Below are 21,715 nucleotides of genomic sequence, written 5' to 3' on the forward strand. Positions count from 1 at the left end.
ACCCGGTGCACTCGGTCAAGCGTCTAACCTGTGTTACCGGCGCCTGCATGGACGTCACTGCCCGGCCGCGGCGGCGATGCGAACCGAATCGATCCAGAACACGCCGGGTTGCCCACCACGCTCGCGCAGGTTGAGCCCGAGGATCTGCACCGGACAGCCGGTTCCGACCGTGACGACACCAGCCATGTGCCGCCAGCCCGCCCCTCGCCCGTCGAGCGCGATGCCGTCGGTCGAAACCGGGCTAGGTCGACCGGCGCATGTCAGCGAAAGCGTGGCCGGAACGTCGGCACCGCGAACCATGGCGCTCACCCGCCAGCGGCCCGGCGGCAAGGTTATCGCCTGCGCCAGCGCGGTGCCGCTCGACAGCCCGTCCGAGACGATCTGCAGTGCGTGGCCGCTGCCGTCCGCGCCGCGATCCGCCGGGATCACGCGTACGCCCGGCAAGCTCGGTGCGCCCCAGGCATAGGGGATGACCCCACCCGGCAGTGGTGACGGCAACGCCTCGAACCCGCCATCCGCGACCAGCCCGCGGCCACCGCTCCCGAGCCAGACCTGACGCGCGCCGGCGATGTCGCCCCTGTCACCGAGCTGCCAGCGGATCAGCGTAGTTTCCAGCGGAGTCGCGGTGACGCCCGCCTTCTGCAGCTTGCCAAGAAACTCGAGCGTGCGCGGCACCGATTCGGCTGCGTCCTTGGCGATCAGGTTGAAGAAACCCTGCCGCCATTTGGGCGCATCGCCGAGGCGCGCGACGACCGCGTCCACGCCGCCGGGCGACAGATAGGTGCGGCGCATCTGCGGCATGATCGCGTCGGGCAGCTGGGCACGGCGCAACAGCGCGTCGATGCGCTCCGCGGCGACACCGGTGCTGCCAACCTCCAGCGCGCGTTCCGCCAGCCACAATTGCATCAGCGTATCGCGCCAGCCTAGCGCGGCGCCCGCCTGCAGCAACGCGCTGCCGCGAACCGGCTGGTCAAGCGCGAGATCGGCATAGCCGTGTGCGCGGACTGCCCCCGCGTCGACCGGGTCGATCGCCAGCGCACGGGCCGCGGCAGCGCGTGCCGCGGCTGGCTGGCTGGCGAGTTGCTCGGCATTGGCTAACGCGGACCAGGCGCTGGCCGACCACGGCGAGACCGTCGTCGCGGCCGCGGGCTGGCCGCGTAACGTCAGGAAGCGACCCGCCGCATCGCCACTCGCCGCCAACCCGACAATGGCCGCGACGATCGTCATCGTTATCGTCGAGGGCGTCCAGGCGAAGGACGCGGTCGTGCGGGACTGAGGACGACCAACCGCGGCGATCAGGCCGAGCGCGGCGCCGAACAGGCCTGCGATCCCCGCCATGCGCAGCGGATAATCGACCAGCGAGAATAGCAGGATCAGCGCGATCGCCGCACCACCCGCGACCAGTGTCGCGCGCTCCTGACGCGTGCCGGCGTGGCGATCTCCGCCCTGCCGGTCGCTCGCGCCGCGCTCGCCTGCGTGGCGCCAACCCGATACGAGCGCGACGATCAGCACGATCAATCCCGCAGCGATTAGGATCGCCGCGGGCAGTCCCCCTTCGAGGATGAGTTCGAGGAAATCATTGTGCGCGTGATTGACGCTCAGCGGCGACACCTGCCCCAGCGGTTCGACGCTGCGATACACTCGCTCGAAGCTGCCGAAGCCCGTGCCGAACGGGAACGTCTCGCGGACGATGTAGAGCGAGTTCTCCCAATATTGATAGCGTAGTTCTTCGGCGACCGTGGTGAAGCGGGCGAACAGGCGCTGGACCAGATCGGTGCGCAACAACAGGAGCCCGCCGACGACATAGAGCGCGGCGGCGGCAGCGACCGACTTGCCGGTGCGCCGGACGTCGCCGACCAGGGCGAATGCGACGATCAGCGAAATCGGGAGCAACAGCAACGCGGTGCGCGAACTGGTCGCGAGAATGCCGAGCGACAGGAAGCCGATGACGCCGAGCATCCCGAGCCGGCGCGCCGCCCCCGTGCCCATCACGCCCGGCACCGCCGCGAAGACGATCGACACCAGCAGGAACGTCGCCTGATGATTGCGGTTGACGAAGAACCCGACACCGAATCCGCGATGCGCGGTGTCGTACAGGACCGGCGCGCTGCCGCCGGCCGCGACCTGCAACGCGGCGAGCACCGTCGAGATCACCGCGGCGATGACGATCAGCCTCAGCATTGTCACTCGCGACTGGAGCGGAAGCGTCGCCACCGTCAGCATCGCGGCCAGCGGCACGAGCAACGTGAGCAACGCGGTAAACGTCGTGTCGGGCGTCATGCTGAACGCGTGCCACCGCGTCGTCCAGCCGAGTAGCGTGAAGATCTGTACCGCCGTCTCGCGCGCCGGCAGGCTGTGCCACCAGCCCGCGGGTAGTGGAACGAGTTGCGCCACCAGCAGGATCGCCGCAGCGGCGAACACCAGCAGGAAGCGGCTCAGTGCAACCGATCTCGTGGCGGGCTTCGCGGACGCAAGCGTGTTGATTTCGGAGGGTGTCGGACGCGCGACGCGGACGATCAGGACAAGTGCCAGAATTTGCGCGGCGAGTTCGATCAGCGGATAGCCATTGCCCGCGCCCCCGCCGAACAACAGGACGGCCAGGAACACCACCAACGGCGCATGACCCCGCCATGGCGCCGACAAACCGAACCTATGAGTGCGAGACCGTCCGCTCGACCGTCCGCTAGACCGGCCACTCTCTCTTCTAGAGTTGCGGCGCGCGTCCATGCCGCTCATGCGGAACGCCCCCACGCACTGTAGCAATGGTGCTCGCTGCGGCACAGCATGACGATCATGTCCACCGGGTCATGCAATCCCGCGCTTGCCGTCAGCGATCGTACGTCACGTAAAGCCATCGATGGACCGCTTCGATAAGGACTGGGACAGGCAGGTGAGCTCGTCAGGCGACCGATCGTCGCAATCGGACGGGACGATCGTGCGGATTCGTCGATCCACAGCAATTGGCGAAGATCACGCCCCCAGCCGGCAAGTCATCGACGCCACCGTCCGGACGTTTTTGACGTTACCGAACGCGACCGTGGATCAAAAACCACTGAAAGGCACATAAAAGATAAAGGCGAAGCACTCGTTCGAATGCTTCGCCTCAATGACTCTCGCGATCACGCGCCTAGCGAGGCCGCGTCAGCCGATCAGTTCGGGCTGGAGTCGTCGTCACCACCGCTGGCGACGACCGCAACCACTGCAACCAGGGCAACGACCCCGAGCAGCGGCAGCAGGAATGGCGCGCCAGCGATGTCGTTCTTGCGCTTGGCCGACGTTCCGATGCGCGTCGGCGAACCAGCAGCATCGACCATCTTCACGCTGTCGAAGCTTACTGCTTGCGGACGTGCCGGTGCTGCATACGCTGCACCGATGAATGCCTGGCTAGCGATCGCCGCTCCAAGAATGATCTTTTTGAACATGTTTCTCGACCCCTGAAAACGGCGTTTTCGCGCCTGTACTTCAGTTACTCACTTGCTTGCAGAAGAGTCAAGTAGACGAACCGTGCGTTAAACTAGATTAATTGTACAAAGGGTGTCTTCCTTACAACAAGCCCGTTCATTCCTTACAATTTGCTGCAACTGCTCACATCTGACCGATCAGTTCGGCAAAGAGACAGCAATTATGTCTCTTTTTTCACCTTCGAGGTAGATCGCGCTGAGTATGCCTGATTGATACGCACCCGTATCGATACCAATCCGATTCTCCCGGATGTCGACGTTCGTCGTGATGCTGTGGCCGTGGACGATGATCGCGCCAAAGTCGCGTTCATGGCGCAGGAACTCGCGGCGGATCCACAACATGTCCTCGCGGACTTGGCGGGCGAGCGCGACACCGGGACGAACCCCCGCGTGGACGAAGTAATAGTCTCCGGACTGGACGCTGAGCGGCAATTGCCGAAGCCAGGCGAGCAACCGTCGCGGGATCGCCCGGCGCGCGCTGTTCATATAGTCGCGGGGATCATCCTCGCCGCGCAGGGGAGCGATGCCGAAACTCGCAAGCGTCGCATCGCCGCCGACCGCCAGCCAGCGTCGCAGCGCATCCGGATCGCCGTCGAGTGCCTGAAGCATCGCCTCTTCGTGGTTGCCGAGCAGGACGATGACGCGGCTGTTCTGGCGTTGAAGACCATAGAGCATCATCAGCACCTCGGCGCTTTGCGGCCCGCGATCGACGACGTCTCCGATCAAAACCACATACAGCGAGCGGGCCGGCGGCAAACTTGCGGAATGCTCGCCAATCCGCGCGATCAACATCTGGAGAAGGTCGTATCGGCCGTGGATGTCACCGATGGCATATATTCGGTCACCAGAATCGGTGCTTGGCAACGCAACATCTCCGGTATAGCGTTTCCCGCAAGGTCGTGGGGGAAGCGCGACGATCTAACTTGAATATGCCATTGCGATCAATTGGTTCGATTGCTGGAATATCAAAGTCTGCGATAGTGGAGCACTGCACATCCCATGGGCTGGCCGATGATTGAAGAGAGCCAGTCACGGACGGTATGCACCAAGTCGAGCATGATCCCGATGGACTGGTGGCGCAAGATGGGGACGCGACAAAGTGGCTGAGGTCGGATCAACGTCAGCCCGCTCCCTGCCCGAGCGGTTCTTCGTGAACCCGGGCAACGACAGCGATACTGCCGCATCCACGGTGGATTCTACGCCGCGGCGAACGAATACGCCCGTTGCATCGATCGATCATTTGCGCTTCCCGGTAAATCCGGATAGCGGCACCCCAATGCGCGTCCTGCTTGTCGCCTCGGCCGGTGGGCATTGGATCGAACTTCACCGCCTTCGCGCGGCGTTCGTCGGCGCGGACTGCCAATTCGTCAGTACGTCCAAAGGCATGACGCCCCCGCTCGGCGACCGCGAGGTTCTCGAAATTGCCGATACCGCGCGGGATTCGGCATGGGCGATGGCACCTACCCTGCTTGGCTTGCTGAGGGTCTTTCGCGCGTTCGATCCAGACTTGGTCGTGTCGACCGGTGCCGCGCCGGGCGCGCTGGCGCTGATGATCGCCAAGATGTTCGGCGCACGAACTATCTGGATCGACAGCATCGCCAACAGTGAAACATTGTCGCTGTCGGGGCGCCTCGTGAAGCCGTTCGCCGATCTGCGAATCGCGCAGTGGCAACATCTCGCCGACGAGAACCCGTCGCTGCGTTACCTAGGGCAAATCCTGTGATTCTGGTGTCCGTCGGTACGCAATTACCCTTCGATCGCCTGATCCGCGCGGTCGACGGGTGGGCTGTCGACCATGGTCGTTCCGATGTGATCGCGCAGGTTGGTCCGACCCGCTACCGCCCGGTCGCCCTGAAGAGCTTTGCGCACGTCGCCTACGACGTCTTCCGCGATCTGCAGCAGGAGTGTCGCGTGATGGTGTGTCACGCCGGCATGGGATCGATCATCACCGCGATGGAATTCGGCAAGCCGATCATCGTGATGCCGCGAAACCACAAACTGGGCGAACATCGCAACGGCCACCAGTTCGCGACCTTGCGGCAATTTGGCGATCGCCCCGGCATCTACCCTGCAGACACGGAAGTCGAACTGCGCGCGCTACTCGAGCGGGTCGATGACCTGACTGCGTATCCGACCCTCAATACCATCGCCTCGGATGCGTTTGTCGAGCAACTGGCGGAGATCGTTCATCGACCCGCCAAGGCCTCCAAGATCCGACAACTACGGCATTTTCTCTCCAGCAAACGAGCCGGTGAGCCTGACAGGCCCGGTCTCCGATAGATACCGCGATGCAACAAATTACCTTGATGCTTTATTATTGGCATGTTAGCCAAGAACTGACAGTGTAAATGGGGGTTTGCGTGAAAAATAGAGCGGCTTTTGTCTTGCTAGCCGCCTTTGCGCTTGCCGGATGTTCGAAATCCGGACCGCCCCCCATTTCCAGCGGCGAACGCTATGCCGAGGGCGCAGCCAACGACGACATTTACAAACTGGGCGCCGGCGACAAGATTCGCGTCATTGTTTACAATGAACCGCAATTGAGCGGCGATTTCTCGGTCAGCAGCGACGGCGAAATATCGCTGCCGCTGATCGGCAACGTGAAGGTCGCGGGCAAGCCGATCGAGCGCGTCACGCAGGAGGTGCAGGCACGCCTGTCCGATGGCTATCTGCGCGATCCGCGCGTGAACATGGAAGTGGCGACCTACCGCCCGTTCTTCATCCTCGGCGAAGTCCGCTCGCCCGGCCAATATCCTTATCTGAGCGGGCTGACCGCTTTGAATGCGATCGCCACGGCACAGGGCTATACGCCCCGTGCGCGCAAGGCGACGGTCCGCATCCGCCGGTTCGGCGATCAATATGAGCAGGAATTTGTCCTGACACCCAACCTGCGGATCTATCCGGGCGACACGATCCGTCTGACGGAGCGGTTTTTCTGATACCGGGCACGATCCGGTCAGGCCGGTCGATACGCTATCGCTTGTTTCCGACGAGCCGGACCTGGGACGCGGACGATATGACGGGGGTACGCAGCATTACGCAGACGCGCGCCGCGTCGAGGCACCGGACAGCCCCGCTGTGGCTTCGCGGTACATTGATAGCAGCGTCCGCGCTTACCCCCGCCGTTGCCGCCGCGCAGACCAGCAGCCTGTTGCTGCCGCCGGCGACAACCAGCGGTGACGACTATGATCGCGGTCACAATGTGGGTGTCGTCGAACGTGGGCGGCCCGAATATGACGCGCTGGGCGTCCGGCTGGGCAGTTTAATCGTAAACCCGCAGCTGAACACGTCGATCGGTTACAGCGACAACATTTTCAACGACAACACGAACAAGAAAGCCGACGTCTACACGTCGTTCGAACCCTATGTGAACGTCGCGTCCGACTGGTCGGTGCATCAGTTCCGGCTTACCGGCGCCGCGGACATCCGGCGTTTCGCCAAGCAGACCATCCGCAACCAGGATGCGTGGAACGTCCAGGGCAGCGGTCGCATCGACGTGACGCGCGACCTGACGGTCCGGCTCGACGCACAGGCAGACCGGACGTACGAGTCGCCGTTCTCCGCCGACGTCGTCGCGAATCTGATCGAGCCGTCGCGGTATCTGCGAACGTTCCTGGGAACCCGGACGTCGTACGATTCGGGCCGGTCGCGCGTGATCGGGACGATCGATCGCACCTCGTACGAATTCAGCTCGGTGCGCTTTGCCGACGGGTTGATCCGTGACCAGCGGTATCGCGATCGCGTCACCTATGCCGGCACCGGCACCTATGAACTCGGCTTCAGCCCCAGCCTGTCGCTCTACGCGCGGCTCGAGGCCGACCGGAACAACTATGGCCTAGCGCAGGCCTTTGGCACACCCAACCGCGATTCGAACGGCTATCGCGGCGTATTCGGATCGAATTTCGATATCGCCGGCGTCGCGCGCGGCACCGTCGGCATCGGCTATAGTTATCGCAAGTTCGACGCGAGCCAGACGTATCGCACGACGAGCGGCCTGTCGGTCGAGGCGCGTGCGGACTGGTTTCCCAGCGAACTGACGACGGTCGGTATTCTCCTGCAACGCCGGTTGATCGACGTCGACTTGTCCAACGCAGGCAGTTCCTGGGACAATCGGATTCGAGTCACGGTCGATCACGAACTTCTGTACAATCTGATCGTCACGGTCGGCGGCGAAGTCAGCAAGCGCGAGTATCCGGAGCGATCGAGTTCCACGCAAGTCTATCGTGCGGAAGTCGGCAGCCGCTACCAGATCACACGATGGCTCGGTCTCGACGCGAACATCGGCTACGGATCCAACAAACCGAGCGGCGTCGGCCTCGGCAATCCTTTTGACGAGTTGCGTGCACGTTTCTCGATCCGTATCAGACGATAGGACGCAACCATGTCTCAATTGAAGAACAACGGCCTGTCCGCCAGATACTTAGGAAAATCCTGACATGAAGGTCGTGAACGCGGCAGAGCCCGAGACCCGGTTGAGCGACGTGATCCGCACGGTGCGTGATGTCATCCGCCGGCGCATCCTGATCCTCCTGGGCATCACCGCGGTGGTCGCCGCAATCGGCATCATCCTGACGCTGCGGATCACGCCGGTCTATCAGGGCGTGACCCGCATCCAGATCGATCCGAGCCGCAACCCGCTGGCGCGCACCGCCAGCGAAGCGCAGGCGCAGCTTGCCAGCGAAGCGATCGAGACCGAGGTGTCGGTGATCCGCTCGCTCGATTTGGCACGCGTCGTGGTGAAGCGGCTCAACCTGCTGAACGATCCGGAATTCGGTGGCGGCCCGCCCCCCGAAGGCAAGCCTGCATTGTCGCCGGCAGCCAAGCTCGATGTCGTCGCCCGGTCGGTCAACAGCCACCTCGACGTCGCGCGCGACCGCCTGACCTATATCATGGCGATCCGCTTCAATTCGGAATCCGCTGACAAGGCCGCGCGCATCGCCAATGCATTCGCGACCGGCTATCTGGATACCAAGGTGGGCAACAAGATCGGCACCGCCGAGCGCCAGACCACCTGGTACCAGAAGCGCATGGATGAACTGGCGGCCGAAATCCGCGTCGCTGATGAGAAAGTCGCGCAGTATCAGGCACAGGCCGGCATCGTGCGCGGTGCCTCGAACCAGACCGGAACGATCGTCGACCAGCAGGTCGCACCGCTGTCATTGCAGCTGGCGTCCGCCGAATCCTTTGCTGCCGAAGCGCGGTCGAAGGAACAGTCGGCTAAACAGCAGGTCCGCCGCGGCGCGCTCGACTCGATCTCCGATGTCCGCCAGTCGGCGACCATCCAGGATCTGCGGAGCAAGCGCGCATCCTTGTCGCAAACGCTCGAAGACGTCCGTGGGCGCTACGGCGAACGCCACCCAGATTTCATCAAGGTTCGCGACCAGGTTGCCGGCATCGATGCCGAGCTGAACAAGGAAATGGGTCGCGTCGTGCGATCGCTCGACGCCGATGCAGGCGCTGCCGACGCACGGGCGGCCAGCCTGCGCCAGTCGATGACCCAACTCGAACAGAAGCAGGCCGGCAACGCCCGTGCCTCGGTCATCGCCGCCAGCCTCCAGCGCGACGCCGACGGCAAGCACGACGCGTATGAGAAGATGTCGCAGATGGCGCTCGAATCGCGTCAGGCCGCGCAGAACTCGATCGCGCAGGCGCAGATCATCGACAATGCCGAGCCGCCACAGTCGCCCAGCTGGCCGAACCGCCCGCTGCTGTTCCTGTTGTCGCTCATCGCCGGGTTCGGCGTCGGCATCGCGGTCATCGTGACGCAGGAAATGCTGGTCACCGGCATGCGCAGCATCGACGAAGTCGAGAGCGAGCTGGGCGTGCCGTTGATCGCGGCAATCCCGAATATCCGGCAGGATCACCCTGCCGACATCGTGATCGACAAGCCGACGTCGCAATATTCCGAAGCGTTGCGCAATGCCCGCGCCTCGCTGCTCGGCGTCCGCGGCCAGACTCGGCCGAAGATCATCGCGCTTACCTCGGCGCTGCCGGGCGAAGGCAAGACCACTACCGCGCTGGCACTCGCGCGCGTTATGGCGATGAACGGGGACAAGACGATCATCGTCGATGCCGACGTCCGGCGTGCGCAGTTGCGGATGATCACGCAGACCAAGGCCGATGGCGTCGGCCTGGTCGAACTGCTCCACGGCGACGTGACGCTCGACGAGGCGATCGAGCCGAGCGGGTTGCAGAATCTCGACCAGATCATCATTCACAAGCCATTCTTCTCGTCCGAGAATCTGTTCGGCAACGACTTGATGCCGAAGATCCTCGAGCAGCTGTCCGAGCGCTACGACACGATCATCCTCGATCTGCCGCCGCTCGTCGGTCTGGCGGATGGTCGCTTCCTCGCGGCCCTGGCCGATGCGGTCGCTCTCGTGATCCGCTGGAACAACACGCCAAAGCACGCCGTCACGTCGGCCGCTGCATGGCTGAAGTCGGACGGCGCGAACCTGGTCGGCTCGATGTTTACGATGGTCGATACGAGTTCGCAGGCAGTCGGATCGTATTATTACTATTCGAAGCAATATTCGGAATATTACCAAGAAGCGTGATGATGACCACGCCGCCGCAAATCTCGAGTTCGTAGACGCCCGCGTACTGAATACGCACGGACCCCTTCGCCTGACCGATCCAGCACTACGCTATCACGGTCGGGCGCGGGACGTTGTTATTGACGTACGCCCGTGACGTTGATCTTCGGACGTCAGACGAGCGTCAGGCCGACATCGACGTTGCCGCGCGTGGCATTCGAATAGGGGCAAATCTCGTGTGCGGCATCAACCAGACGCAGGGCTTCGGCGCGGTCGATGCCTGGCAACGACACGGTCAGGTCGGTGGTGATCCCGAAACCGCCAGCCGAGCGCGGGCCGATACCAACCTTGGCGGTCACCGAGACATCGTCGGGAAGCTTTACCTTCAACTGCTGGCCAGCGACCTTCAGTGCGCCGATGAAACACGCGGAATAGCCAGCTGCGAACAGTTGCTCGGGGTTGCTGCCGTCGCCGCCTGCGCCGCCCAGTTCCTTCGGCGTCGAGAGTGCGACGTCGAAACGACCGTCCTGCGACCGTGCGTGGCCGTCGCGGCCGCCGGTTGCGGTAGCTTCGGTGGTGTATTTTACATCAACGGACATGCTGAAATCTCCATATTTGTTATCGCGATAAACATCTAGGTAGGCGCGGTACCAAAGTCCAGTAAGATTTGCCGCGATAAGTAGTTTATGTACGGTTGTCTGTGAAGGAGCACGCCATGCCCGATCCCCTGCCCCTTGATGACCAGCTTTGCTTTTCGCTGTACTCGGCGACGATCGCGATCAATCGTGCGTACAAGCCCGTGCTGGACCGGCTTAGGATCACCTACCCACAATTCCTCGTCCTCCAGACGCTCAACGAGGCGGAGGATGGCTGTTCGATCGGCGCGATCGCCGAACGGCTTGCGCTCGAACCGAGCACGATCACGCCATTGGCGAAACGGCTGGAGGCGGCAGGGCTGGTCACGCGCATCCGCAATCCCGCCGACGAACGACAGGTGCGCGTACGACTGACCGAGACCGGCAGGACGCGCTGGACTGAGACCGGGTGCCTAGGACCGCTGATCGTCGAGCGATCCGGCATGACGCCGGATCGTCTCACCGCGCTGAATGCGGAGGTTGCGGCGCTGCGGCGTGCGCTCGCCGGCGACCACGCAGTGACACTCGTAACGCGGCTCTACGACCACCCCTTGTCGTTCTATGCGCAGAAGGTGAAGATCGCGTTGCGGGAGAAGGGGCTCGCGTTCGAAGCGGTCCTGCCCGACGATTTCGGCACGGGTCGGCGCGACACCCCGTTCGCGGCTGCCAATCCGCGCGGCGAGGTGCCAACGCTGGTGATCGACGGCGCAACCGTGTTCGAGTCGACGATCATCATGGAATATCTGCAGGAGCGTTGGCCCGATGCCACGCTGTTGCCAGCCGACCCGCTCGCCCGTGCCTTTGCGCACGAGACCGAAAAGGTTTGCGCTACGCGCTATGAGACCGTGAACTAGGAGTTTGGCGAGATCCTCTGGTTCCGACGGGCGACCGGCGCTCTGGCGGATCGGTTGAAGGCCGCGGGCGCGCGCGACACGTTGGTCCTACAGGCTTGGCTGACTGATCGGCTGGGCGATGCCAACTGGTTTGGGGGGGATCGCTTCGGCTGCGCTTATGCCGCTGCCGCGCCGATGGTCAATCGCTCGGTCCATTACGGGCTGGGGCCGGAACCGAGGTCACAACTCGATCGCTGGCACCGGCACATCGGGAAGCGGCGATCTGTGGCAAAGACGTTCGCCGAATTCGATGCCGCCGCGGCGAAGATGGCCGAGCTTCTGATCTCTACACGACCGGTGGGCGACGCCGCGAATACCGGGACCGCCGCCCGGAGTGGATGGTTAGATCGGGTGGGATCGACGTCGTCTTGGACGGGTTGGCCGCTGGCAATATCCGCTTCTCCTGGCCCGGCTAACCGGGAAGTGTTGAGGGGTCGGCGAGCGGCGCGCTCCTTATCGTTTAGTATCGAGAAAACCCCGTACGACCGCAATGGTCGCAGCGGGCTGTTCTTCCATTAGCCAGTGGCCCGAGTCCGGTATCACGCCCTCGGTCACGTCGCTCGCGGCGAACCGCATGACCGTCGCCATCATCGGTCCGAACGACTTGGCGCCACCGATGGCGAGCACTGGCATGGTCAGCTTGCCCGCCGCCACGAAGCCGGCATTGTCCCCTGCGTCGCGGTCGAACGCGGCGAACTGCGCAAAGCCCGCGTGCATCGCGCCGGGTCGGGCATAGAGCGCGGCATAATGCACGCGGGAGGCTTCGCTGAACTTTGCCGCTGACGCCGAGAACTCGTTCCAGAACCGGTCGAGATAAATCCGCTCGCGACCTGCGACGAGCCGCTCCATAACGGGACCGCCGAATCGGAAATGCCAGAGCAGCGGGTTCTTCAGCAGTTCGTTCCACGGCCCGATGCCCGGCAAAGGCGCGTCCATTAGGACGAACCGGGTAACGCGGTCGCGGTTCCGGGCGGCGAAGGCATAGCCGACCATGTTGCCGATATCGTGCGTCACCAGATCGGTTCTGCCGATCTTGAGCGCGTCGAGAACACCCACGATATCAGCCGCTTGCGTCTTCTTGTCGTAGCCGCCTGCCGGTTTCGAGGAGAGGCCCATGCCGCGCAGGTCGGGAACGATCACCAGGTGGTCGCGCGACAGATCGGTGGCGAGCGGTGCCCACATGTCGCCGGTTTCGCCATAGCCGTGCAGCAGCAGGACCGCCGGGCCGTGGCCGCCCGAGCGGACATGGATCGTCGTGCCGTTCGTCACGATATCGCGTTCGGTGAAGCCGGGCGGGAACGGCTGGACCTGTGCCAGCGCGGGTGCGGGCGCGGGCGCGGCGACGAGTATCGCCAGGACGGCGGCAACGGCGTGTCGTAGCATCGCGATACTCCCCGGCAGCATGGCCGCTGCAACTGGACAGGAGCGTGACGCGCGAGCACCGTCCGCACTAGCCGGCAAAAGCTGAAACCGCCTTCCGGGATTGTCGAACGATGATGAAGCTCGACGGTATCGCCGCGTTCGTCGCCACGGCCGAGGCCGGGTCGATCAGCGCAGCCGCACGGCGCTTGGGCAATGCCAAGTCGGTGATAAGCGAACGACTGACGGAGCTCGAGCGACTGCTCGATACGCGCCTGATCCAGCGCACGACTCGAAAACTGTCGCTGACCGAGGATGGCCAGACCTTCCTGCCGCGCGCAGCGGATGTTGTTCGAAGCGACGGAGGGCGCCGCGGAGATGGCGGCGCGGCGTGGCACGCTGGTCGGGCCGCTTCGCCTGTCCGCACCGGTCGGCTTCGGCGTGCTGCATCTGGGACCGGCACTCTACCGCTTCCTCGCCGACCATCCCGCCATCGACCTGACGCTCGAGCTCGACGATCGCTTCGTCGATGCGGCCGCGGACGGCTTCGACGCCGTCATCCGCCACGGCACGATCGCCGACACCAGACTGGTCGCCAAGCGACACGCCACCAGCCAGCGTATTCTGGCGGCGTCGCCCGCCTATCTCGCCCGCCACGGCATGCCGCAAAGCGTCGCCGATCTGAAGGCGCATTGCGGCATCCTGTACGCGAACCGTGACGCGGACTGGCGTTTCGCGGGTCCCGCCGGATGGACCGTCGTGCGGCCGCGGGCCGCGCTCCGCGTCAACAACGGGCTCGTGATGCGTGGTGCGGCGCTGGCCGGGCTAGGCATCACCTTGCTGCCCAACTTCTTCGCGCATGCCGACGTGGCGACCGGTGCGCTGATCAGGATTGATACCGGCTGCGACGCCGAAGGTGCCGAGCTCCATATCGCCTATCCGCGGGAGCGCAGCGCATCGGCGAAGATCGCGGCCTTGACCCGGAGCCTGAGGGCGACGTTCGGCGAGCCGCCCTATTGGGATTCGCCCCCGAGCGGGACCGCCGGGTTAATCCCGCGCTAGGATCGCAGTCAGGGATTCGCCCGGATAGTCCAGGACGCTTCGATCTGGCAGGGATGCCGCAATGACCACGCTCGCCAAGCCCCTTGCGGCGTCCCGCTTCCCGTCTTGTGCCACCGCCCTCCTCCCCAAAGTCGCGGACCTTCCCTGGCTGATCGGCTATGCGGTCGCATTCTGGACGGCGCATCACATTGCCGCAGGATGGGGTGGGCGAGGTTTCTATTCGTTGCTTTATCCCGCCGCCGGCCTGCGTATCGCGCTGCTGTGGCGGCGGGGCCCCCAACTGATCCTTGCGATCATGCTGACCGAGATGTTCGTGCAGGTCGTAACCGGCGTAATTGATTTCGGCTCCGCGGGATGGGGGACCCAGCTTCTGGGCGTGATGCGGCCACCCCTCGTCTACGGGCTCGTCGTGCTGCTGGTCCGGACGATGGCGGACCGCGCGCAGACGAGCATGAGCGTCGCCCCGATGCCTCTCGGTCTCGCCGCGGTCGGTGCGCCGGCCGCCGCCGCACTGGCCGCGCTTCCCTGGTCATTGCTGCGTCCGGACCTGACCGGCGTTTCAGGCCTGCGCGAGACAGTGACGTCCTTGACCGGGTTCGTGGTCGGCGACCTGCTCGGCGTCCTGCTGCTCGCGCCACCGTTACTCTGGGTCGCGGACCTCGCGGCGGGTAGCGCGTTGCGGCCCAAGTGGCCGAGCGCAGCGTCGGTCGCGGAAGCCGTGCTGATCCTGGCGTCGTCGTTCGCGATTGAGATCCTGCTCGCGAGGATAGGTCTGGGCACGCCCCATACGCCCGTACTGCTCGCGGTCGCGTGGATCGGGTTGCGGTTCGGACGACTGGCGAGCTGGCTGGCAATCGTCGTCGTCGCGGCGATGGTCCTGCCGCAGACGGCGATGCCGATGGACATGGGCGAGCGCCTCGCGCTGCACATGAGCCTCGCCTCGATCATGGTCGTCGGGTACTTGGCGGGCAGTTTCGCGGATGCGCAGGCCAGGGTGCGGATCGATCTCGAACGCCGCGATCGCCTGTTGTTCCAGGCCGAACGGTTGAAGACGTTGCGGGCGATGTCGGTGGCGGTCATCCACGAGATCAGCCAGCCGCTGTCGACGCTGGCGATCGAAGCCAAGCATCTGCACGAACTGACGGTCTCCGCCGATGTCGAGATCGCTTCCACTGCGGCGCTGATCGATCGCAAGGCCGCCGCACTGTCGACGCTGGTCCGCCGGCTGCGTCGGTTTGGCGGCCGCACGGTCGACCTCCCCACGCCCCTGCCGCTCGCAACGTTGATCGATACGGTCGCGGCGCTGGCGCAACCCGAGGCGAAGGCGCAGGGCGTCACGCTGTCGATCGACGCCGTCGCGCCGGATCTGGTCATCCTCGCGCAGGAAGTCGAACTGGCGCAGGCGATCGTCAATCTGGTGCGCAACGCGGTCCAGGCCTGTGACGATGGTCGCGTATCGCTCGGCGTGTTGCGGACCGTCGACCGGGTTCAGCTCGCCGTCGTCAACGGATGCAAGCCGACGCAACTGGCGCAACCCGGCATGGGCGTCGGCATCCTGGTCGCCCGCGCGATCGTCGAGGCGCATGGCGGCAGCCTGACGCGGACCACCGATACCGCCGGTGAAACGCGCGCGACCATCTCCCTTCCGCTCGTTGGAGAGCCCAAATGACCGACCCTGCCCATGGCCTGGTCTATGTCGTCGATGACGATCAGGATCTTGGCGCGACCGTCGCGCGGCTGCTTCGTCGTCACGGCCATGTCGCGGAGCCGTTCCTCGATCCCGCCCCCTTGCTCGAAATCTACGAACGCGCGCCGGCGCACTGCATCGTCACCGACGTCATGATGAACGACATCGACGGGTTCGACTTTGCCGATCGCGTGAGGATCCTCGATCCGGCGGTCGCGATCATCTTCATGACCGCCTGGCCGACGACCGCCAACGCGGTGGACGCGGTCCGTCGCTACGGCGGTCTCGACTATCTGGAAAAGCCGATCGACGAGGATCGGTTGCTCGCGTCGATCGCAGAGGGGGTGGCCTGGTCCAAGACGCAACGTTCGGCGCATGCGCGAACCGCGACACTGACGCCGCGGCAGCGCCAGGTGTTCGACCTGCTCGTGAAGGGCCACAATAACCAGGCGATTGCCGCCGCGCTCGACATCAGTCCGAAGACGGTCGAGGATCACCGTGCCGCGATCGTCGCGAAGACCGGCACCAATGGGATTGCCCAGCTTATCGCGCTCGCGCGGTGAGCCGCGCGGTCGATCGGAAACCTGCAGTGACCGAGGTCGCGGAGAACATCCGCCTGGAACGCGCGATCCTCAACCTGCTGGAGACGCAGTGCGAGATCTACCCCGCGCATCTGGCCGGCGCCCTGCGTGAACGCGATGCGGCGTTGCCCGTGCACGGTCTTGGCGGCGTGCTCGAAAAGCTGTTCCGCGAACAGCGCGTCGCGCGTCTGTGGCACCGGTACATGCTGCCCGACGACGTCGGCGCGGTACGGCGGAAATGGCTGGCGGCGATCGACGACCGGACGGGCGAGCCCGATGCAAGTACAGGCGATGCTGTCGCCCGTGGTCGCCGGCTGCTGGAAAGCTGGAACGGCTGGTCGCTCGACGCGCGCTAACCGGTATCGGGCGATCGTTCGCGCAATCGGCAGCCCAACACACGTATCGGTATATTTCCCGGATTGGGGCCGATCCGCTACCGGAATATCGTTTTTAGACGATGATCCACCCAGATCGGATGAGAATTGCACGCTATGAAGGAACTTTCCGTTCCCTGTCGCATGAACGTCGGCGGCAAATGGTCGAGCGGATGCATTCATGAGCTGTCGGACAAGGGTATGCTGGTCTCGAGCAGCGAACCGCCGCCGCTTGGTACCTATGTCGAGATCCGCCGCGGGACGCTCGTCATCATCGGCCGGGTGGTGTGGAACGGGGGCAGCCGTTTCGGCGTGCGAACGCAAGATCCGATCAGTCTCGCCACGTTATTGAGCGAGCCCGTACTCGATCGCCGTTCCAAGACGATCGATCGACGCAGCGCTTCGCGCGCGGACTCGCCCCCGCGCAAGGTCGATCTATTCGCCAAGAGCAGCCATCGCTCGTCCGCGTTCCAATTCATCTGCATCGCGGCGCTCGGCGCCGGTGTCGCAGGCTTCGCCGCCGTATCGAGTTATCATGCCTTGTCCGCGCCGTTCGCGACCGCGGTCGTCTTGCTCGACGGCGCGGCCCAGTGACACGATGACGTGATGCGGCGACGCTGGTCGGCGCTGCCGCGCCGACCGTTCGACCCACCGCAGCACGCCACCAAGACCACCTGCTATCGCGTGCGGTGCAGGCCGACGTCAGAGCCGATCGGTCGATCCGGTCGGCGCGCCAGCCTCACCGGGTAGGCACCGGCTCCGCGCCCGAATAATCGTAGAAGCCGCGCTTGGTCTTCCGACCGAACCAGCCCGCTTCGACATACTTGACCAGCACCGGCGCCGGCCGGAACTTCGGATCGCCCGTCCCCTCGAACAGCACGCGCGTGATCTCCAGGCAGGTATCCAGACCGATGAAGTCCGCCAGCGTCAGCGGGCCCATCGGATGGTTCAGCCCCAACTGGCACGCGAGGTCGATGTCACGCACGCTCGCCACGCCCTCACCCAGCGCGAAGCACGCCTCGTTGATCATCGGCATCAGCACGCGGTTGACGATGAAGCCCGGCGCGTCGTTTGCATGCACCACCTGCTTGCCGAGCTTCTTCGCGAACGCCTCGACCGTCGCCACCGTGGCGTCAGACGTCGCGAGGCCGCGGATCAGCTCGATCGGCCGCATCACCGGCACCGGGTTGAAGAAATGCACGCCCATAAACCGCGCCGCATCGGGCGCCGCCTGCGCCAGCCGCGTGATCGGGATCGACGACGTGTTCGATGCCAGGATCGCGTCCGGCCCCAGCACCTTGCCGACCTCGGCAAAGATCGCCCGCTTAACCACCTCACGCTCGGTCGCCGCCTCGACCACGATCGCACAGTCGCCCATGTCGGCCACGCTCGCGACCGGCTCGATCAGCGCGAGCGCCGCATCACGCGCGTCGCCGGCGATCTTCTCCTTCTCGACCAGCCGCGCGAGCGCCTTGGCGATCCCCGCCTTGCCCTTCTCGGCCTGTTCCAGCGACACGTCGGCGAGCAATACGCGGTACCCTGCCTGTGCGGACACCTGCGCGATCCCGGCGCCCATCTGCCCCGCGCCGATCACGCCGATCGTCTGTTCCGTCACGCTCATGTCTCTCTCCTCGATCTTTGCCCCGTCCCTAGCCGCTTTTCCCCGCGCCGCCAGAGCATTGGCTGCAGCGATGCTGTGCAAACCGATCTTTTCGGCGTCGCCCCGATCGTCGTCGAACCGCCGCCACTCGCTGAATACGCCCCCGCGGCGACAGCCGGTCTGTCAGGTGACGGGCGCCATCCGATCCGAGACGCAACGCGCGCAATTTCGCAGATCGCCTCGACGGTTGCGTGTCACAGCGGTCGTGCGATAATGCACTGAGCGATTGGTGTGCCAATGATTTAAGGTGGTGCCGCTCACAGGACTAGAACCAACAGTCCGCTATCGTCCGGTGGTGGCCATAACCTATTATTTTCAGACGAGATTTACGCTCGAAGTGTTCGCGTGCGGCCATTGACTGCCGCCCAGATCCAGACAATAATGAGGGAACGAATAGGGGTACAACATGTCTCGACTAACGACCCTTTCGATGAAGAATGCCAAGCCGGGCCGCCACGCAGATGGCGGCGGCTTATACCTGCTTGTGAAACCGACTGGCGCTAAATCGTGGTTATTACGCGTCCAGGTTGACGGGAAACGCCGAGACATTGGCTTGGGTAGCTTCAGGGAAAGCCCGCGAAAGGCGATCGGAGATGTTGCTGGCCCCATTACGATTCCAATTTTGCAGCGAAAGGTGTTGTCTCTTGGCGAGGCGCGCGAGAAGGCTGAACTCATTCGGATTGCCGCAAAATCCGGCCTCGATCCAATTGCCGAGCGGGATCGCGAACGGCGATCCACCCCCACCTTCAGAGAAGCAACAGAGGCCGCCCACATAGCACTGAAAGATGGCTGGAAGGAAAAGGGCGCGCAGGTATTTCTTCGATCGCTTGAAAACCATGCCTACCCTACTCTGGGCCGCCAACGCGTCGACGGCATCACGGCCGGAGACATCACTGCCGCATTGTCATTAATTTGGATGACCAAGCCGGACATGGCGCGCAAAGTTCGGCAGCGTATCGGCACAGTCTTGAATTTCTCCCACAGCAAGGGCTGGCGTCCAACCGAAGCGCCGAGCCGATCAGTAACTGTGGGCCTCCCCCGACAGCCGAAGGGGGGTAATTTCTCTGCGATGCCTTACGGCGAGATACCGGCCTTTGTTGCTCAATTGCACGCGGATGCGCCAACGACAGGTAAACGCGCGCTGCTTTTTCAAATTCTGACTGCTGCGCGTCCGGGCGAAGTTCGTGCAGCTCGCTGGGATCAAATCGACTTAGCAAAAAGGGAGTGGAACAGGCCGGCATCGATGATGAAGGGTAGCGAGGCACATGTCGTCACGCTCAATCACGCCGCAGTTCAACTGCTAGCGTTGATAAGAGGCGAAACAGGGCCGCCTCATACGGAACATATATTTCCCGGCTCTCGGGGAGTGATGATGTCGGACATGACTATGTCAAAGGTCCTGCGAACCGCAGGTTTGCCGTATGACGCGCACGGTTTCCGCAGCTCTTTTCGAGATTGGGCCGCCGAGAAGATGCCCAATATCCCGGATCCCGTTGCCGAGGCTGCGCTCGCTCATATCGTGCCTGACAAGGTAGTACGCGCTTACAAGCGGACCACATTCATCAAGATGCGGCGAACCCTCCTAGATGCGTGGGGTAATTTCGCGGCGGCGCCCGAATTCGATGCCTCGGGTTTCTCCTCGCAACAGTGATGCTGATGCCAACATAGCGAGCTCCGCCCCGCCCCTGAAAGCAGTACCACCGATGAGAACATAGCCGGAACGCTGAGCGTTGCTTTCTGCCAGGTTATAAGCGATACTTGACGTTTGGAGGTAGCGATGAATCAGACCATGGGCTCGTTCGTTTCCGTTTTTCCGCAAAGCGATGTCGACTCCGCGCTTGATGAATGGTGGGAAGCCGAAGCTGAAGACGCGGAATTACCGCCGGAACCCACGGGTACTGTGGACGTGATGAATCCGCTTATGGAAATCGACTCGCATCGGGCAGTCCGGGCGCTGATCACGATTGAAGAGGTTTTAAACGTTGGCCACATTCCAGAATCAATAATTCAACCCGGCGGATACGCCGACTTTGAAGAAATGAAGGCCGATTTAATGCCGAAGCTCGAAGCTTATTACGATAAAAAGAAGAAGGGCAAGGTAAATGCCTGATTATCTTGAAGGGTCTCCCCTAGGAGAAAGAATTCGGGAAGCGCGCGAGTATTTGGACCTTTCGCGCTCTGAGCTTGCTGAAATGATTGGACTGAACGAGTCTAGGCTAATCGAAATTGAAAACGGGGATTACGCCCCGGAAGCTACATTGCTGCCGGTATTTAGTAAGGCTCTCGGCCGTGGCATAGCTTATTTTCTGGGCGATGTTGATGCTAAAGCGGCGGCCGAACGAACAGAGTTTCTTGCACGTGCTGCGGAGGATCTATCCGACGACGATATTGGCGAGTTGCAACGCTTTGCAACCTACTTGAAGTCACGTTCTGAAGACGCCCACGCTTGAATCAGGCTATTCGACTGTCTCGCCTACATGGTGCCAAGGAAGCGGGGCGCGTACTGACGCTCGTGGAGGCACGAGCGCGATTCACATCTACATCTGAACGGATCGACGTCTTCGATGCTCTAGCCTGGTTGGACGTAAGGGTCGTATTTAAACCCCTAAAAGGCCTTCTTGGAGCATACCTAAGAGGTGATCAGCCCGGCGTGCTTATAAACACAAACCGACCTTTATCAGTGCAACGCTTTACTGCTGCCCATGAGTTGGGTCATGCTGTAATGGATCACAAACCCAGCTTGGATAGCGGCGATGTCTTAAGACGGGCCGCCGCTAATAAGTCGAGCAAGACCGTTCTGGGCTTCGCTTCATATTTGCAAGAAATTGAAGCAGACTCGTTCGCCGGAGAGTTCCTACTGCCCAGATGGCTGCTAACCTTCCATGCGAGGAAGCAGGGTTGGGCAAAGTCTTCGCTTCGAACACCTCAGGTGGCTTACCAGATGTCTCTAAGATGTGGCGCGAGCTATGACGCAACAGTTCGTTCTTTCGAACGCAACTCGTTCATTAGCGAAGCTGAGCGTGACACTCTATTATCTCGGACGCCAAAGTCAGTCAAAACCGATCTAAATCATACTAAGGAGAATGCTGATTCTCGTGCAGATGCTTGGCTTCTCACGAAAAACGATGCAGGATCCTGCGTCCCCCTATCAATCGGCGACACCGCAACTATAAAACTTCGACAGGAAGCAGGCGCAGGATTCTTATGGAGGGCAAACCAGCTACCAGGAAAAAAGCTTTCGCTCATGCGTACTGAGATAGTCTTGCCCGGCGAGACGGTCGGAGGCCCTTCAGAGAAGCTTTTCCAGTTCGAAGCAGAGGGCCAAGGCGGAACTAACGCAGATTTTATTTATGGACGCCCTTGGGAGCGGGATGCAATCGATACAGCGTCCTTTAATTTCTTGATAGAAGATCAAGAAAAAGGGTTGTCCAGGGCCAATCGTAGACGGATGATTCAAAATCTCTGACGAT

The 21,715-nt window shown here is 62.9% G+C and carries 20 protein-coding genes and 3 pseudogenes; 17 read left to right on the forward strand and 6 right to left on the reverse strand.

Features of this window, described 5'->3' with window-relative positions:
- Window positions 1–54: 54 nt before the first annotated feature.
- The 3 genes from O6X71_RS11655 to O6X71_RS11665 form a co-directional block, all read right to left on the reverse strand.
- A complete protein-coding gene (locus O6X71_RS11655; protein WP_353466023.1) occupies window positions 55–2,610 on the reverse strand; it encodes an O-antigen ligase family protein in 2,556 nt (851 codons plus the stop codon).
- Between the two features lie 539 nt (window positions 2,611–3,149).
- A complete protein-coding gene (locus tag O6X71_RS11660) occupies window positions 3,150–3,422 on the reverse strand; it encodes a hypothetical protein (RefSeq protein ID WP_353466024.1) in 273 nt (90 codons plus the stop codon).
- 177 nt (window positions 3,423–3,599) lie between these two features.
- The gene (locus tag O6X71_RS11665; RefSeq protein WP_353466025.1) at window positions 3,600–4,325 is read right to left on the reverse strand and encodes a metallophosphoesterase family protein; all 726 of its coding nucleotides are present in this window, start codon (window positions 4,323–4,325) and stop codon (window positions 3,600–3,602) included.
- Window positions 4,326–4,737: 412 nt separating this feature from the next.
- Between O6X71_RS11665 and O6X71_RS11670 the strand changes: the two genes are divergently transcribed.
- The 5 genes from O6X71_RS11670 to O6X71_RS11690 all read left to right on the forward strand — a co-directional run bounded on the left by O6X71_RS11670 (window position 4,738) and on the right by O6X71_RS11690 (window position 10,015).
- The gene (locus O6X71_RS11670) at window positions 4,738–5,184 is read left to right on the forward strand and encodes a hypothetical protein (RefSeq protein ID WP_056061499.1); all 447 of its coding nucleotides are present in this window, start codon (window positions 4,738–4,740) and stop codon (window positions 5,182–5,184) included.
- Window positions 5,181–5,741: a glycosyltransferase gene (locus O6X71_RS11675; RefSeq protein ID WP_353466026.1), complete on the forward strand. Its 561-nt coding sequence runs from the start codon at window positions 5,181–5,183 to the stop codon at window positions 5,739–5,741. Before O6X71_RS11670 ends, O6X71_RS11675 begins: the two co-directional genes overlap by 4 nt.
- 104 nt (window positions 5,742–5,845) lie before the next feature.
- The gene (locus O6X71_RS11680) at window positions 5,846–6,397 is read left to right on the forward strand and encodes a polysaccharide biosynthesis/export family protein (protein ID WP_353466027.1); all 552 of its coding nucleotides are present in this window, start codon (window positions 5,846–5,848) and stop codon (window positions 6,395–6,397) included.
- Between the two features lie 77 nt (window positions 6,398–6,474).
- Window positions 6,475–7,830 (forward strand): outer membrane beta-barrel protein, encoded by a 1,356-nt coding sequence (locus O6X71_RS11685; RefSeq protein WP_353466028.1) that lies wholly within the window; start codon window positions 6,475–6,477, stop codon window positions 7,828–7,830.
- A gap of 64 nt (window positions 7,831–7,894) precedes the next feature.
- On the forward strand, window positions 7,895–10,015 hold the full coding sequence (locus O6X71_RS11690) for a GumC family protein (protein ID WP_353466029.1): 2,121 nt from the start codon (window positions 7,895–7,897) through the stop codon (window positions 10,013–10,015).
- Between the two features lie 152 nt (window positions 10,016–10,167).
- On the opposite strand, the gene O6X71_RS11695 is transcribed toward O6X71_RS11690, so the two are convergent.
- Window positions 10,168–10,593: an organic hydroperoxide resistance protein gene (locus O6X71_RS11695; RefSeq protein WP_353466030.1), complete on the reverse strand. Its 426-nt coding sequence runs from the start codon at window positions 10,591–10,593 to the stop codon at window positions 10,168–10,170.
- A 116-nt stretch (window positions 10,594–10,709) separates the two neighbouring features.
- On the opposite strand from O6X71_RS11695, the pseudogene O6X71_RS11700 reads away from it, so the two are divergent.
- Window positions 10,710–11,132: pseudogene (locus O6X71_RS11700) on the forward strand (MarR family winged helix-turn-helix transcriptional regulator); the annotation flags it as partial.
- 39 nt (window positions 11,133–11,171) lie between these two features.
- Window positions 11,172–11,483: pseudogene (locus tag O6X71_RS11705) on the forward strand (glutathione S-transferase family protein); the annotation flags it as partial.
- Between the two features lie 492 nt (window positions 11,484–11,975).
- On the opposite strand, the gene O6X71_RS11710 reads toward O6X71_RS11705, so the two are convergent.
- Window positions 11,976–12,905, reverse strand: coding sequence for an alpha/beta fold hydrolase (locus tag O6X71_RS11710; RefSeq protein ID WP_353466031.1), 930 nt, complete (start codon window positions 12,903–12,905; stop codon window positions 11,976–11,978).
- Window positions 12,906–13,018: 113 nt separating this feature from the next.
- Between O6X71_RS11710 and O6X71_RS11715 the strand changes: the two are divergent.
- The 6 genes and pseudogenes from O6X71_RS11715 to O6X71_RS11740 form a co-directional block, all read left to right on the forward strand.
- Window positions 13,019–13,144, forward strand: a pseudogene (locus O6X71_RS11715) (LysR family transcriptional regulator); the annotation flags it as partial.
- A gap of 52 nt (window positions 13,145–13,196) precedes the next feature.
- Complete coding sequence (locus tag O6X71_RS11720) at window positions 13,197–13,943, forward strand: substrate binding domain-containing protein (RefSeq protein ID WP_353466032.1); 747 nt, start codon at window positions 13,197–13,199, stop codon at window positions 13,941–13,943.
- A 61-nt stretch (window positions 13,944–14,004) separates the two neighbouring features.
- The gene (locus O6X71_RS11725; RefSeq protein ID WP_353466033.1) at window positions 14,005–15,612 is read left to right on the forward strand and encodes a sensor histidine kinase; all 1,608 of its coding nucleotides are present in this window, start codon (window positions 14,005–14,007) and stop codon (window positions 15,610–15,612) included.
- Complete coding sequence (locus O6X71_RS11730; RefSeq protein WP_353466034.1) at window positions 15,609–16,193, forward strand: response regulator transcription factor; 585 nt, start codon at window positions 15,609–15,611, stop codon at window positions 16,191–16,193. Before O6X71_RS11725 ends, O6X71_RS11730 begins: the two co-directional genes overlap by 4 nt.
- Entirely contained in the window at window positions 16,190–16,567 is a 378-nt protein-coding gene (locus O6X71_RS11735) for a hypothetical protein (protein WP_353466035.1), read from the forward strand. The genes O6X71_RS11730 and O6X71_RS11735 overlap by 4 nt, the downstream gene beginning before the upstream one ends.
- A 135-nt stretch (window positions 16,568–16,702) precedes the next feature.
- Window positions 16,703–17,179 (forward strand): PilZ domain-containing protein, encoded by a 477-nt coding sequence (locus tag O6X71_RS11740; RefSeq protein ID WP_353466036.1) that lies wholly within the window; start codon window positions 16,703–16,705, stop codon window positions 17,177–17,179.
- A gap of 145 nt (window positions 17,180–17,324) precedes the next feature.
- Here O6X71_RS11740 and O6X71_RS11745 read toward each other — a convergent pair whose 3' ends face one another.
- Window positions 17,325–18,206, reverse strand: coding sequence for a 3-hydroxyacyl-CoA dehydrogenase NAD-binding domain-containing protein (locus O6X71_RS11745; protein ID WP_353466037.1), 882 nt, complete (start codon window positions 18,204–18,206; stop codon window positions 17,325–17,327).
- Window positions 18,207–18,651: 445 nt separating this feature from the next.
- On the opposite strand from O6X71_RS11745, the gene O6X71_RS11750 reads away from it, so the two are divergent.
- The 4 genes from O6X71_RS11750 to O6X71_RS11765 all read left to right on the forward strand — a co-directional run bounded on the left by O6X71_RS11750 (window position 18,652) and on the right by O6X71_RS11765 (window position 21,711).
- Window positions 18,652–19,896: a tyrosine-type recombinase/integrase gene (locus O6X71_RS11750; protein ID WP_353466038.1), complete on the forward strand. Its 1,245-nt coding sequence runs from the start codon at window positions 18,652–18,654 to the stop codon at window positions 19,894–19,896.
- A gap of 126 nt (window positions 19,897–20,022) precedes the next feature.
- Window positions 20,023–20,355, forward strand: coding sequence for a hypothetical protein (locus O6X71_RS11755; protein WP_353466039.1), 333 nt, complete (start codon window positions 20,023–20,025; stop codon window positions 20,353–20,355).
- The gene (locus tag O6X71_RS11760; protein ID WP_353466040.1) at window positions 20,348–20,695 is read left to right on the forward strand and encodes a helix-turn-helix domain-containing protein; all 348 of its coding nucleotides are present in this window, start codon (window positions 20,348–20,350) and stop codon (window positions 20,693–20,695) included. Before O6X71_RS11755 ends, O6X71_RS11760 begins: the two co-directional genes overlap by 8 nt.
- 62 nt (window positions 20,696–20,757) lie before the next feature.
- Window positions 20,758–21,711: a protease inhibitor I42 family protein gene (locus O6X71_RS11765; RefSeq protein WP_353466241.1), complete on the forward strand. Its 954-nt coding sequence runs from the start codon at window positions 20,758–20,760 to the stop codon at window positions 21,709–21,711.
- Window positions 21,712–21,715 lie beyond the last annotated feature (4 nt).

This window comes from Sphingomonas faeni, assembly GCF_040407505.1.
Classification (GTDB): domain Bacteria; phylum Pseudomonadota; class Alphaproteobacteria; order Sphingomonadales; family Sphingomonadaceae; genus Sphingomonas; species Sphingomonas faeni_E.

Bases quoted from the DNA above. Each gene is read 5' to 3' on its own strand.
- O6X71_RS11660 (WP_353466024.1), bottom strand. From the start codon at position 3,422: ATGTTCAAAAAGATCATTCTTGGAGCGGCGATCGCTAGCCAGGCATTC.
- O6X71_RS11670 (WP_056061499.1), top strand. From the start codon at position 4,738: ATGCGCGTCCTGCTTGTCGCCTCGGCCGGTGGGCATTGGATCGAACTT.
- O6X71_RS11685 (WP_353466028.1), top strand. From the start codon at position 6,475: ATGACGGGGGTACGCAGCATTACGCAGACGCGCGCCGCGTCGAGGCAC.
- O6X71_RS11690 (WP_353466029.1), top strand. From the start codon at position 7,895: ATGAAGGTCGTGAACGCGGCAGAGCCCGAGACCCGGTTGAGCGACGTG.
- O6X71_RS11695 (WP_353466030.1), bottom strand. From the start codon at position 10,593: ATGTCCGTTGATGTAAAATACACCACCGAAGCTACCGCAACCGGCGGC.
- O6X71_RS11710 (WP_353466031.1), bottom strand. From the start codon at position 12,905: ATGCTACGACACGCCGTTGCCGCCGTCCTGGCGATACTCGTCGCCGCG.
- O6X71_RS11720 (WP_353466032.1), top strand. From the start codon at position 13,197: ATGGCCAGACCTTCCTGCCGCGCGCAGCGGATGTTGTTCGAAGCGACG.
- O6X71_RS11725 (WP_353466033.1), top strand. From the start codon at position 14,005: ATGACCACGCTCGCCAAGCCCCTTGCGGCGTCCCGCTTCCCGTCTTGT.
- O6X71_RS11730 (WP_353466034.1), top strand. From the start codon at position 15,609: ATGACCGACCCTGCCCATGGCCTGGTCTATGTCGTCGATGACGATCAG.
- O6X71_RS11740 (WP_353466036.1), top strand. From the start codon at position 16,703: ATGAAGGAACTTTCCGTTCCCTGTCGCATGAACGTCGGCGGCAAATGG.
- O6X71_RS11745 (WP_353466037.1), bottom strand. From the start codon at position 18,206: ATGAGCGTGACGGAACAGACGATCGGCGTGATCGGCGCGGGGCAGATG.
- O6X71_RS11750 (WP_353466038.1), top strand. From the start codon at position 18,652: ATGTCTCGACTAACGACCCTTTCGATGAAGAATGCCAAGCCGGGCCGC.
- O6X71_RS11755 (WP_353466039.1), top strand. From the start codon at position 20,023: ATGAATCAGACCATGGGCTCGTTCGTTTCCGTTTTTCCGCAAAGCGAT.
- O6X71_RS11760 (WP_353466040.1), top strand. From the start codon at position 20,348: ATGCCTGATTATCTTGAAGGGTCTCCCCTAGGAGAAAGAATTCGGGAA.